Source organism: Streptomyces sp. ADI95-17, assembly GCF_003846175.1.
Lineage (GTDB): Bacteria > Actinomycetota > Actinomycetes > Streptomycetales > Streptomycetaceae > Streptomyces > Streptomyces sanglieri.
In genome coordinates, this window is the sequence record NZ_ML123048.1 from 597,329 (window position 1) to 609,906 (window position 12,578).

10 protein-coding genes are annotated in these 12,578 nt (G+C 72.3%); 8 read left to right on the forward strand and 2 right to left on the reverse strand.

Annotation, left to right across the window (positions count from 1 at the left end; translation table 11 throughout):
* Positions 1–107 precede the first annotated feature (107 nt).
* Together EES42_RS25725 and EES42_RS25730 are read left to right on the forward strand one after the other, a co-directional pair.
* The gene (locus tag EES42_RS25725) at positions 108–3,845 is read left to right on the forward strand and encodes a S8 family serine peptidase (RefSeq protein ID WP_124720613.1); all 3,738 of its coding nucleotides are present in this window, start codon (positions 108–110) and stop codon (positions 3,843–3,845) included.
* Between the two features lie 134 nt (positions 3,846–3,979).
* On the forward strand, positions 3,980–4,570 hold the full coding sequence (locus tag EES42_RS25730; protein ID WP_124720614.1) for a TetR/AcrR family transcriptional regulator: 591 nt from the start codon (positions 3,980–3,982) through the stop codon (positions 4,568–4,570).
* A gap of 85 nt (positions 4,571–4,655) precedes the next feature.
* Here the strand turns inward: EES42_RS25730 and EES42_RS25735 are convergent, their stop codons facing one another.
* The gene (locus EES42_RS25735) at positions 4,656–5,657 is read right to left on the reverse strand and encodes a DUF6745 domain-containing protein (RefSeq protein WP_124720615.1); all 1,002 of its coding nucleotides are present in this window, start codon (positions 5,655–5,657) and stop codon (positions 4,656–4,658) included.
* Between the two features lie 128 nt (positions 5,658–5,785).
* Entirely contained in the window at positions 5,786–6,112 is a 327-nt protein-coding gene (locus tag EES42_RS25740) for a hypothetical protein (RefSeq protein ID WP_124720616.1), read from the reverse strand.
* Between the two features lie 201 nt (positions 6,113–6,313).
* On the opposite strand from EES42_RS25740, the gene EES42_RS25745 reads away from it, so the two are divergent.
* The 6 genes from EES42_RS25745 (at position 6,314) to EES42_RS25770 (ending at position 12,529) form a co-directional block, all read left to right on the forward strand.
* Positions 6,314–7,270 carry an STM4015 family protein gene (locus EES42_RS25745; protein ID WP_124720617.1) on the forward strand — a complete coding sequence of 319 codons (957 nt, stop codon included), beginning with the start codon at positions 6,314–6,316 and terminating at the stop codon, positions 7,268–7,270.
* 6 nt (positions 7,271–7,276) lie between these two features.
* Positions 7,277–8,248, forward strand: a complete 972-nt coding sequence (locus tag EES42_RS25750; RefSeq protein WP_124720618.1) for an STM4015 family protein — start codon at positions 7,277–7,279, stop codon at positions 8,246–8,248.
* A complete protein-coding gene (locus EES42_RS25755) occupies positions 8,229–9,383 on the forward strand; it encodes an STM4014 family protein (RefSeq protein ID WP_124720619.1) in 1,155 nt (384 codons plus the stop codon). Before EES42_RS25750 ends, EES42_RS25755 begins: the two co-directional genes overlap by 20 nt.
* A gap of 82 nt (positions 9,384–9,465) precedes the next feature.
* Entirely contained in the window at positions 9,466–10,281 is an 816-nt protein-coding gene (locus EES42_RS25760; RefSeq protein WP_124720889.1) for an STM4013/SEN3800 family hydrolase, read from the forward strand.
* Positions 10,278–11,642, forward strand: a complete 1,365-nt coding sequence (locus tag EES42_RS25765) for an STM4012 family radical SAM protein (protein WP_124720620.1) — start codon at positions 10,278–10,280, stop codon at positions 11,640–11,642. Before EES42_RS25760 ends, EES42_RS25765 begins: the two co-directional genes overlap by 4 nt.
* An 8-nt stretch (positions 11,643–11,650) precedes the next feature.
* Entirely contained in the window at positions 11,651–12,529 is an 879-nt protein-coding gene (locus tag EES42_RS25770) for an STM4011 family radical SAM protein (RefSeq protein WP_124720621.1), read from the forward strand.
* The last annotated feature ends 49 nt before the right edge of the window (positions 12,530–12,578 follow it).

The following is a 12,578-nucleotide window of genomic DNA, read 5'->3' on the forward strand; positions in this document are numbered from 1 at the left end:
AGCTGCCATGGCAGCTACCCGCCAGTCCGCGCCCGGCTCCGATCCGCCATGTTCCTGACAGTCTCACCTCACCACTCCCTGAGAACCCACGAGTTCACGAGGTGAGAATGAGACGGACCAGATGGATGGCGTTCTGCGCCACCGCGCTCGCCGCCGCCCTTGCCGGTGGAACACTGCCCGCCGCCGCCGATGTCACCGCCGCCTTCGCCGGCCCGTCCGCACCCCCGGCAACGGCCGGCCGGGGCGGCACCGTCACCCTGCTGACCGGCGATGTGGTGACGTACTCCGGCCATGGCGACGGCGTACAGATCAGCTCGATCGTGCCGGGAGCCGGGCGTGAGGGCATGGGCTTCACCCGCTTCCGGGCGGGCGGTCACGAGTACGCCGTCCCGATCGACGCCGTCGGCCAGATCGCCCGGGACCGGGTGGACCGGCGGCTGTTCGACGTGACCGAGCTCGCTGCCTCGGGCTACGCGGACGCCGACACGGACTCGTTACGCGTCCTCGTCGGCGGCGCCACCGAGTCCTCACCCAGCCCCCGCGCCCCGAAGGGGGCACGCGTCGCCGCCGCCTTCCCGACCGCCCGGACCTCCGCGCTCGACGTGCCGAAGAAGTCGGCCGGGACCGTCTGGGAGCAGCTCGGTACCCCGTCGCGGGCCCGTGCGCAGGGCATCGGGAAGGTCTGGCTCGACGGCCGGGTGCGGGCCACGCTCGACAGATCCGTCCCGCAGATCGGCGCCGACCGGGCACACCGGGCCGGGGTCACCGGGAAGGGCACGAAGGTCGCCGTTCTCGACACCGGATACGACCGGAACCATCCCGACCTGAAGAACGCCGTCGTCGCCTCGCGGGACTTCACCGGGGACGGCGACGTCCAGGACATGCAGGGCCACGGCACCCATGTCTCCTCGATCATCGCCGGCTCCGGGGCCGCGTCCGCGGGCCGGTACGCGGGGGTCGCGCCGGGCGCGGAACTCGTCGAGGGGAAGGTGCTCGACAACGACGGCTACGGCTACGACTCCTGGATCCTGGCCGGCATGCAGTGGGCCGTGGACCAGGACGCCGGGGTCGTCAACATGAGCCTCGGCCAGACCGTGGCGTCCGACGGCACCGACCCGTTGTCCGCCGCCGTCGACCGGCTCTCCGCCGAGCACGGCACGCTCTTCGTCATCGCCGCGGGCAACAGCGGCGACCACACCATCAGCGCGCCCGGCGCCGCCGACGCCGCGCTGACCGTGGGCTCGGTCACCAAGTCCGGCGCGATGTCGCCGTTCTCCTCACGCGGACCGCGCGAGGGCCGGCCCGCCGTGAAGCCGGAGATCTCGGGCCCCGGCAGCGACATCGTCGCCGCCCGCGCCGCGGGCACCCTGGACGACGCCGCCGTCACCGAGCAGTACGCCTCGCTCTCCGGTACGTCGATGGCCGCCCCGCACGTGGCGGGCGCCGCGGCCCTGCTGGCCCAGCGGCACCCCGACTGGTCCGGCGCCCGGCTGAAGGCCGCGCTGATCGGCAGCGCCGCATGGGTGGACGGTGCGACGGTCTCCGACACCGGTTCCGGCCTCACCGACGTCCCGGCCGCGCTGGCCACCGCGGTGCTCGCCGAACCCGCGACGCTGGCCGCTGACGCCAGGTACCCGAATTCCTCCGCCGGGCCGCAGAGCCGCGAGCTGACCTGGACCAACACCTCCGACAGGCCGCTGCGGCTCACCCTCTCGGCGGGGCAGGGCGGTGCGGTGCGGATCGGCGCGCGGACGCTGACCGTGCCCGCGCGGTCCTCGGCCGTCTCGAAGGTCACCCTCGAACCCTCCGAGGTCGAGGCGGGGACGACGTACGGCGGTGCCGTGACCGCGACCTGGCCGGGGCACGGACGGGCGACCGTGCCCGTATCGATCAAGGCCGACCCGCAGACGTACACCCTCACACTGACCGGGCCCGCACCCCGTGCGGGCAGCGAGGCCACCACGACCGGCGTGGTCCTGCAGAACGAACGGACCTGCACGTCCCAGCTGATCGGGCTGACCGGCACCACACCGAAGAAGGTGACGCTGCCGCGCGGCAGCTACCGGGCCCTCGGGCACACCTGGGAGTACGACACGGTGGACGGCACCGTCGTCGGGACCACCGCGATCCACTTCGCCCGGCGGGTGACGGTGGACCGGGACACCGCGCTCGCGCTGGACACCGGGGGCGCCCGGCCGGTACGGATCGGGGTGGACGACGGGTCCGCCCGGATCGCCCTCCAGTCGGCGACCGGAATCGCCTCGCACATCGGCACCGGCTCCGCCACCGCGGACACCGGACTCGTCGCGCCGAGTTCCGCCGGTCAGTACCGCGTCGAGGCCGTGCCGAGCACCGGCGGGACGCTGGACGGCCTCACCTTCTTCGGCGGGCTGAGCTGGCAGCAGCGGGAGGTCGACGGACACGAGCCCGGCTCCTCCCCCCAGGCCCTGAAACTGCTGCTGTCGCAGTACAGCATCTACAGCTGGCTGGGCACGGCGACCGGCGAGGTCGTCGACATCGGCACCGGGGCGGACACCGACCCCGCGTCGATGGACCTCAAGGGCCGGATCGTGCTGTGGACACCCGCGAGCAGCGACACCTCGTTCAACAACGCGCTCTACCAGAAGCTCACCGACGCCGGCACGGCCGCCATCTTGTACGTCGGCTACGGGCTCTCCGTCTACCGGCCGACTCCGATACTCCGGCTGGACGAGTCCGGGGTGCCCGCGCTGCGGGACCGGCTGGCCCAGGGGCCGCTGACGCTGATCCTGAACGGCGTCGGCACCGGGGCGGACGCCTACTATCTGCACCACTCGGTCGACGGCCGGATCCCGGCCGGGGCCGACTGGTTCGACCGGCGGTCGGAGCTGGCCGAGGTACGGACGACACAGCGCACCCACGGCTACCCTTCCGACCCCAAGGACATGTACGCCTGGACGACCTGGCACGGGCTGACGCTCTTCCAGCAGACGACCCGCTACCGTCCGCCGGCGGAGCAGACGCTGCACTTCTCCCCCGGTGTGGAGTGGACGACGGCGACCTTCCACTACCAGTACGACATCGGTGACCGGGTCTATCCGCTGGGCACCCTCGTCGGTGCGCCCACCGTGTACCGCGCGGGCGGTGACTACCGGGACGACTGGATGTCCGCGCCCTTCAACCCGGCGCTCGGGAGACAGGCCGGTGCCGCCCAGGTGGTCAGGGAGGGCGACAAGCTGAAGGTGGCCCTTGCGGCGTTCTCCGACGCGGCCGGGCACCGGGCCGAGACCGCGCCGGGCGCGGACAGCGGGAGCACGGTCCTCACGGACGACAGCGGAAAGGTGCTGGCCCGCAATGCCGCACCGGGCCGTGCCACGTTCGATCTGCCGCGCGAGCAGGGCTGGTACCGGCTGACCGTCGATGCCACCCGTACGTCGCCGGACCCGGTGACCTGGATGCTCGGGACCAGGGTGACCAGCGAATGGCGGCTGCGCTCCGGGCACGAGAGGTCGGCCGCCCCGGCCCGGCTGCTGGACCTCGACTACGGGCTCCCGCTCACCGGTGAGAACACGGCCGATCCCGGGAAGCCGCTCGACTACACGGTCGGTCTCACCGCGCAGGGGGAACGGAAGGCGTTGCCCATCGCCTCGCTGAAGGTCTGGTACGCCACCGACGGCACCGACTGGAAGCCGGCCTCGGCGGCCCGCGGCACCGACGGACGCTGGAAGGTCACCGTGCCGGCCCTCGGGACCGCCAAGGTCGATCTGCGATCCACCGTCACGGACGCCTCCGGTGCGTCGCTCACCGAGACGCTGACCGACGCGTACAACTCCGGCTGCGCCGACATCTGGTGCTCACAGCGCTGACGGTCCGGTCCGGCATCGCGAGCGCCGTTCGAACAAGCTGAGCAAGGGGGTGGGGCCGTGCGCGGCTCCGCCCCCGCTCTTCCCGTGATTGGCATATTCGCTAGGGTGGCGCCGTGGCGAGAGTGCGGTTGAGCGTGGCGGAACGACGTGAAGAGCTCCTGTGCGCTGCCATCGAACAGATCGAGGTACGGGGGGTCTCGGCGGTCCGGATCGCCGATGTGGCCGCCGTGCTCGGCGTGAGCAACGCACTCGTGCTCTACCACTTCTCGACCAAGGAGAAGCTGGTCGCGGCCGCCTTCGCCCATGCCGCCGAGGCCGACCTCGCCCAGCTGCGCAAGGTACTGGGCCGCCGCACCAGCGCGGTACGGCGGCTGCGCGCCGCCGTCCGCTGGTACGCGCCGACCGGGCAGGCCAAGGGATGGCGGCTGTGGATCGAGGGCTGGGCCGCCTCGCTGCGCGACCCGGCGCTGCGCAATGTCGCCGGCGACCTCGACCAGCAGTGGAAGGCGGAGTTGGCCGAGGTCATCGAGGAGGGCGCCGCCGCCGGTGAGTTCCACTGCGACGACCCGATGTCGGCGGCCTGGCGGCTGACCGCCCTGCTGGACGGCCTGGCCGTCCAGACGATGTCGTACGCGGGCCCGCTCTCCCGGGCCACGATGCTGGCCTGGACCGACGAGGCACTCGCCCGCGAACTCGGCATCGACCACGAGGCACTGACGGCCTGATCCAGATCCCGGCCCGCCCCGGCCGGTGGCTCGTCGCGCGGTCCCTCGGCCGCGTGGCCCCGGCCCGCGGACCGTCCGGCGGCGCTCAGGTCTGGCGCACGGGCGCGTACGCGTTGCCGTCGAGTCCGAAGGTCCAGGCCACACCGGCCTTCGCGGTCCGGGTGCCGGGCGGCACCCGGAGCCAGTAGACACGGTGCGTACCGTCCGGCTCGGGGGTGGAGTTGACCACCTCGACCATCACCACGTCCTCGTCGCCGTCCAGCGCGATCCGCCACAGGACACCCGTCTCGTCACGGTGCACCGGCTCCGCACCGGATTCGGTGAGGTACCGGTCGTAACCGTAGAACTCCAGCATCACGCGGCGCAGTTCCGCGTTCTCCTCCTCGCGTATCCGCTTCGGGGTCAGGGAGTTCAGCTCCTCCAGGAACTCCGCGGGCACCGGCATGCCGCGCCAGGCGTGGAGGGCGAAGCCGTCACGGTAGGCGAGCGCCGGACCGTCCCCGCGGTCGAGCCGGCCCGCCTCGTCCCGGTGCAGCGCCTCCGGCCGCTCGCTGATCACCACGGCGCGTTCGTAGGGCCACCACCAGCCCGCGTGCCTGGCCACTTCCGCCAGACCGTCGAGTCGGTCGCCCCGGCCGTCGAAGGCGGCGAGCCAGGCCGCGTCGTGCTGGCCCAGCACCGCGTCGAGCAGCACCAGCCGGACGCCGGACTCGTCCTCGGGGCGCTTCGAGAGGTCCGCGACGACACCAGCCCGGATCCGGTCGGCAAGCGCGGCGGTGGTCTCCCAGAGCTGGGCGCCGGTGGCGGACCACAGCGCGGACCAGCCCGCCGGGCCCAGTTCGTCGTACATCCGGCGGCGCTCCTGCGCCCAGGGCCGGGTCCGTATCTCGTCACGCACCGAACGCCCGGCGTCGACGAGCTTCTCCACGGCCTCCACCGCAGCCCTGGGCGAGTCGACCCAGACGATCCGCTCCGGCTCGGCGAGCCCCGCGCTGCGGTAGGCGAGCCGCAGCCCGTCCTCGGCCGCGGACCGGTCGGCCGCGCCTGTCGCCGCTGCCACGGCCCGCCATGAGTCCACGTACTGCATCGGTCTTCCCCGTCCCCAGTGTTCTGTGTGTTGTGTCTTCTGCGTACTGCGTCGTGTTGTGTCTTTTGCGTACTGCGTCGTCGGCGGCGCGTTGTGCGCCGCCGGAACTCCGGTTCCCCTGCCCGCCGTCAGTCCGCGACGATGCGGACCGCCCCCGGCGTGTACTCCCGCTGGCGCACCACGCGGTACCAGCCCTTCGACAGCGGTATCGTCGCGTGCTCCTCGTGCACCACCCGTCCGCCCTCGGGGAGATGGAGCAGCATCGGCCCGAACACCCCCGCCTCCCGCATCAGCCTGCCCGGCCCCTGCACCGCGTGGGCATGCCCCGTGACCTCGCCCAGCGCGAGGACCATGCGCCCCCGGCCGTCCCTCGGCTCACCCGGCGCGTCCACGAGATGCGCGGGCACCGCCGACTCCTCCAACGACACGATCAGTACATCGCCCTGCCGGTACACAGACGTCTCCCCTCGATGGCCGCACCCGCTGTGCCGGCCACGCAGAAAACGCTACGGGGCGGGTCTGACAATCGACCGGCGGCCGACCGGACCCGGCAGACCGGGCGGACCCGTCGCGATGGTCCCGGTCGCGCCGTTGTCAGTGCGGCTTGATAAACCTTGGGGACATCAGCCGTCCCCCAGTACCAGGAGCGCAAGGTCATGTCCGGTGTGGACCATCTGCACGAGTTGTTCGGCCTTCCCGCTGTCGATTTCCAGCACGCGTCGGGTGAGGCACCCGTGCAGGCCGCCGATGCGGCAGCCTGGCGAATCTCGGTCGATCCGTACGACGACGATTCCGAGATGACCTGGGAGGAAGCCTTCAAGGCGTTCCTGGACACGGTCGACCCGGCGGGGGTCCGAGCGCTGATCGTCGGTCAGTGGGGTGAGGCGTACGAGGTGAAGTCGTCGTACGCGATCGATCTGATCATCGCCGCGGCGGACCGGCTGACCTCGCTGGAGGCCGTCTTCATCGGCGACATGACCTCCGAGGAGAACGAGATCTCCTGGATCGAGCAGTCGGATGTCACGGCGCTGCTCAATGCCTTCCCCGGCCTGCTCGAACTGGGTGTACGCGGCGGCACCGACCTGGTCTTCTCGCCGTCGAAGCACGAGCGGCTGCGTTCGCTGACCATCGAGACCGGCGGTCTTCCCGTCGACGTGATCCGCGGCATTCTGGACAGCGAACTGCCGGCGCTGGAGCGGCTCGACCTGTGGCTCGGTGTCTCCGCCTACGGGGGCGACGCCGACGTGGCCGACCTGGCCCCGCTGCTCTCGGGCACCCGCTTCCCCCGGCTCACCCATCTCGGTCTGCGCAACAGCGAGGTGCAGAACGAGATCGCGGCGGCCGTGGCCTCCGCCCCGGTCGTCGCGCAACTGCGCGTCCTCGACCTGTCGAACGGCACCATGGGCGACGAGGGCGCGGCGGCGCTGCTGGACGGCCAGCCGCTCACCCATCTCGAAAAGCTCGACCTGTACCACCACTTCATGACCGAGCCGATGGAGCGCCGGATCGTGCAGGCGCTGGAGCCGCACGGCGTGCGGGTCGATGTGTCGGAGCGCGAGACGCCCTGGGGCAACCGCGGCATCGACGGCCGCTACACCTCGGTCTCGGAGTGAGGCGCGGTGACTGACATCGTGCATCCCGATGCGTTTCACGGCCTGCCGGTCCATACCCTTCCCGGACCCGGCCAGGCCTCCGGCGGCGCGCTCCCGGACGCCGCGTCGGTCGCGTGGCGGCTGGAGAGCGCCTGGCAGGGCGATCTGACGTTCGGCACACTGTGGCAGCACTTCGTCGACACGGTCGACACCACACGGGTGCGGGCCCTGCTGATCGGCCCCTGGTGGCAGGAGGAGTACGAGCCCTTCGCCCCGGTCCTGGATCTGCTGGTCGCTCACGCCGGCCGTTTCCCGGCCCTGCGTGCCCTCTTCCTCGCCGATGTCGTCAGCGAGGAATGCGAGCTGTCGTGGCTGAAGATGTGCGACATCACCCCGGTGGTCGAGGCGTTCGGCGAGCTGGAGGAGCTGGCGGCACGCGGGTGCGGCGCGCAGGGCGACGACCGCCATTCGCTCGGTCTGCGACCGGTGCGGCACAAGTCGCTCAGGTCGCTGAAGTTCGAGTCCGGCGGGCTGCCGTCCGGCCTCGTGCGGGCGATCGGCGCCTCCGAACTGCCCGCGCTGGAACGCCTCGAACTCTGGCTCGGTGTCACCGAGTACGGCGGGGACACCACGGTCGCGGACCTCGCTCCGCTGCTGTCCGGCGCGACGTTCCCCGCCCTGCGCCATCTGGGGCTGCAGAACAGCGAGATCCAGGACGAGATCGCGGCCGCCGTGGCCTCCGCGCCGGTCGTCGCCCGGCTGGAGTCGCTCTCCCTCGCGATGGGGACACTGGGCGACGAAGGTGCCCAGGCGCTGCTCTCGGGCCAGCCGCTCACCCATCTGACCTCGTTGGATCTGCACCACCACTACATGAGCGACCCGTTGGTGGACCGGCTGCGAAAGCTCCTGGGTCCGGACCGGGTGAACGGTGAGGTCGACGAGGTCGAGTACTGGGATCCGGAAGAGGACGACGACCGCTATGTCGCCGTCAGCGAGTAGTACGGCAGGCCGGGCGCCGCGCTTCGCCGTCGTGGGTGTGCCCGGCAACCGCCGGGTCACGCTCTTCCAGGACGCCGTGCGCGCCGCCGGGCTGCCCGCGGCGCGCGTCGTGCCCTGGCTGGACGTCCTGCGCGGTGAAGCCTCCTTCCTGCCCGGCGAGACCGTGCGGATGGACTCCCCCGGTGAGGACACCGAGGTGGAGCGGCTGCTCCGCGCGGTCGGGGATCCGGCCAGGGTCGAGGGGACCGCCCGCTGGTACGCCGGGTTCACCTCGGCCGTGCGGACGGTGGCGCGGGCGGCGGCCGCTGCCGGTGCCGAACTGCTCGACGATCCCGACGATGTCGCGGTGCTGTTCGACAAGCGGCTCTGCCATGCCGTGCTGGACGGTGCCGGGGTCCCGGTCCCGGCGTCACCGACCTCGGGGGTCGCGGCGCCCGTGGTGCGGGACTGGGCGGACGTACGCGGGCGGATGGCGGACCACGGCATGTCCAGGGTCTTCGTGAAGCTCGCGCACGGCTCGTCCGCCTCGGGGGTGCTGGCCGTGGAGACGGCGGGTCCGGGCCGCATCAGGGCCACCACTTCGGTGGAGCGCGACGCGTCCGGCCGACTCTTCAATTCCCTGCGGGTGCGCCGCATCACGACGGAGCCGGAGATCGCGGCGGTCGTGGACGCGCTCGCGCCCGACGGGCTGCACATCGAGCGCTGGCTGCCCAAGGCCACCCGGCACGGCCGGGCGACGGACCTGCGGGTCGTGGTGGTGGCGGGCCGGGCCACCCACGCCGTGGTGCGCACCAGCCACTCCCCCATGACCAATCTTCACCTCGGCGGCGAGCGCGGAGACCTGGACGCCGTCCGCTCGGCCGTCGAGGCGGCGGGCGGCAGCTGGAGCGAGGCCCTGGCCGTGTGCGAACGGGCGGCCGCCTGCTTCCCGGACACCCTCTGCGTGGGCGTCGATCTGCTGCCCTCGACCGGCTGGCGGCGCTTCGCCGTCGGCGAGGTCAACGCCTTCGGTGACCTGCTGCCGCGCCTGACCGGGCTTCCCGGCAGCGGCGCCGAGGGACTGGACACATACGCGGCGCAGGTCGCCGCCGTACAGAACAGAGCAAGGAACAACCGTGCAACCGCCACCCCCTGACACCGCGCCCGCCCCCGCGGACACCCGGAACCCGGACCCGACCGGGCCGGGCAGCGACGAGCCGCGCATGGGCGAGCCGGACATGAGCGGGATCGTGGGCAGCCACGATCTGCTGCTCGTCACCCTCGACACACTGCGCCACGACGTGGCGGTGGAGCTCGCCGCCGAAGGGCGCATCCCGAATCTGGCGCGCCATCTGCCGGGCGGTGTCTGGGAGAAGCGGCATGCGCCGGGAAGCTTCACCTACGCCTCCCACCAGGCGATCTTCGCGGGGTTCCTGCCGACACCGGCCGGCCCGGGGCCGCACCCCCGGCTGTTCGCGGCGCGCTTCGCGGGAAGTGAGTCAACCGCCCCGGGCACCTTCGTCTTCGACACACCGGACCTGCTCTCCGGCCTCGCCGGCGTGGGCTACCGCACGGTGTGCATCGGCGGCGTCGGCTTCTTCAACCGGCAGCCGCCGCTCGGCTCGGTGCTGCCGGACATGTTCCAGGAGAGCCACTGGGAGCCGGAGTTCGGCGTGGCGTCGCCCACCTCCTTCGAGGCGCAGGTGACACGCGCCGAGCAGGTCGTCGCCGAACTCCCGGCGGAGCAGCGGCTGTTCCTCTTCGTCAATGTGTCCGCCCTGCACCAGCCCAACTGGTTCCACCGGCCGGGCGCCACCCGCGAGGCGGGCGACTCCCGCGCCACCCATGCCGCGGCCCTGGAGTACGTCGACGCCCACATCGGCAGGCTCTTCGCCGCCGCGAGCAGCCGCCGCCGGTGTTTCGCCATCGTCTGCTCGGACCACGGCACGGCGTACGGGGACGACGGCTACACCGGGCACCGGCTCGGTCACGAGTCCGTCTGGACCGTTCCGTACGCGCACTTCTTCCTGGACCCGGGGGCCACCGCACCATGAGCCGCACCACGACCGCCGCACCGGCCGTCCGGCCGTACCAGAGCTATGTGTACGCCTACCCGCACAAGACCGCCTACCGGCCGCTCGCCGACCGGCCGGAGCTGCGCGGGCTGTGGGCGGACGAGCGCAAGGACGCGCTCTCGCTCTACCTCCACATACCGTTCTGCGAGGTCCGCTGCGGCTTCTGCAATCTGTTCACCCGGATCGGTGCTCCCGACGAGCTGACGACCCGGTACCTCGACGCGCTGGACCGGCAGGCCACCGCCGTCCGGGACGCGCTGGGCGACGACGGGCCGGTGCGGTTCGCCGCGGCCGCGTTCGGCGGGGGCACGCCCACGTTCCTGACCGCGGCGGAGCTGGAGCGGCTCTGCGACATCGCGGAGAAGCGGATGGGCGCCGACCTGCGGTCCGTTCCGCTCTCGGTCGAGACCTCCCCGTCGACCGCGACGGCCGACCGGCTGGCCGTTCTCGCCGACCGGGGTACGACCAGGATCAGCATCGGGGTGCAGAGCTTCGTCGAGGCCGAGGCGCGGGCCGCCGTACGCCCGCAGCGGCGGGCCGACGTGGAGGCCGCCCTGGACCGGATACGCGATGCCCGCATCCCGGTCCTCAACATCGACCTGATCTACGGCATCGACGGCCAGACCGAGGACAGCTGGCGCACCTCGCTGGACGCGGCGCTCGGCTGGCGGCCGGAGGAGCTGTACCTCTACCCGCTGTACGTGCGTCCGCTGACCGGGCTGGGACGGCTCGGTGCCGACGGCGAGGCCGCGGCGGACGCGGCCTGGGACGAACAGCGGCTGCGGCTGTACCGCGCGGGCCGGGACCACCTCCTGGCCCACGGCTACGAGCAGGTCTCGATGCGGATGTTCCGCCGCGCCGACGCCCCGCGGACGGACGGCCCCGACGACTACGCCTGCCAGACCGACGGCATGATCGGCCTGGGCTGCGGCGCCCGCTCGTACACCACCGGGCTGCACTACTCCTTCGACTACGCGGTGGAGATGCGGGAGGTGCGGGCGATCATCGACGGATACGCCGCCACCGAGGACTTCTCGCGCGCGGAGGTCGGCCGGTACGTCGACGGCGATGAGGCTCGCCGCCGTCACCTCCTTCAGTCGGTGCTCCAGGCCGAAGGACTGCCACTGGCCGACTACCGGGAGCGGTTCGGTACCTCGCCGGCCGACGACTTCCCCCTCGATCTGGCCCGGTTCGAGGCGCGCGGCTGGCTCGACGGGCCGGCCGGGGCGTCCGGAGTGCTGCGGCTCTCCCCCGAGGGCCTGGCCCACTCCGACGCGCTGGGCCCGGAGCTCTTCTCCCCCGGTGTACGCGCCGCGATGGCCGCGTACGAGCTGAAGTGAGCACCCCCATGGACCTGACGATCCTCTACCGCGGGCCGCTCTCCTCGTGCGACTACGACTGTCCGTACTGCCCGTTCGCCAAGCGGCGCGACAGCCGGGAGCAGTTGCGCGCCGACCGGGCCGCGCTGGAGCGGTTCACCGCGTGGGCCGCGGCGCAGACCGGTGACCGGATCTCGGTGCTGTTCACGCCGTGGGGCGAGGGCCTGGTCCGCTCCTGGTACCGCCGTGCGCTGGTCGAGCTCGCGCGGTTGCCGCACATCCACCGGGTCGCGATCCAGACCAACATCAGCAGTCGTACGGGGTGGCTGGCCGAGGCCGGTGAGGCGGGCCGCGAGAAGATCGCGCTGTGGTGCACGTACCACCCGGGGCAGACTCCGTACGAGCGGTTCCTCACCAAGTGCGAGGAACTGTCCGCGCTCGGCATCCGGCACAGCGTCGGTGTGGTCGGGCTCGACGACCATCTCGACGAGGCGCGACGGCTGCGCGCCGCGCTGCCGGACGAGGTCTATCTCTGGGTGAACGCGGCGGAGGGCCACACGTACACGGACGAGGAGGCGGAGCGCTGGACGGCCATCGACCCGCTCTTCCCGTACAGCCGGCATCCGCACCGGTCGGCCGGGCTGCCCTGCCGGACCGGTGAGTCGGTCATCTCGGTGGACGGCGACGGCACCGTGCGGCGCTGCCATTTCGTACCGGCGGAGCTGGGCAATCTCTACGACGGGAGCTACCGGCGGGCGCTCGGTCCGCGCGCCTGTCCGCTGGCGGTCTGCGACTGCCACATCGGTTATGTGCACCTGGAGACGCTGCCGCTGTACGACGTCTTCGCCGGCGGGGTGCTGGAGCGGATCCCGGCGGCCGTGCTGCCGTCGCCCGCCGGACCGGCCTGAGTTGTCAGGCGGGCCGGGCGGGCGACGGCACCACGGCACGGCCGCCGTC

Bases quoted from the DNA above. Each gene is read 5' to 3' on its own strand.
- EES42_RS25760 (WP_124720889.1), top strand. From the start codon at position 9,466: ATGAGCGGGATCGTGGGCAGCCACGATCTGCTGCTCGTCACCCTCGAC.
- EES42_RS25725 (WP_124720613.1), top strand. From the start codon at position 108: ATGAGACGGACCAGATGGATGGCGTTCTGCGCCACCGCGCTCGCCGCC.
- EES42_RS25770 (WP_124720621.1), top strand. From the start codon at position 11,651: ATGGACCTGACGATCCTCTACCGCGGGCCGCTCTCCTCGTGCGACTAC.
- EES42_RS25735 (WP_124720615.1), bottom strand. From the start codon at position 5,657: ATGCAGTACGTGGACTCATGGCGGGCCGTGGCAGCGGCGACAGGCGCG.
- EES42_RS25745 (WP_124720617.1), top strand. From the start codon at position 6,314: ATGTCCGGTGTGGACCATCTGCACGAGTTGTTCGGCCTTCCCGCTGTC.
- EES42_RS25765 (WP_124720620.1), top strand. From the start codon at position 10,278: ATGAGCCGCACCACGACCGCCGCACCGGCCGTCCGGCCGTACCAGAGC.
- EES42_RS25755 (WP_124720619.1), top strand. From the start codon at position 8,229: ATGTCGCCGTCAGCGAGTAGTACGGCAGGCCGGGCGCCGCGCTTCGCC.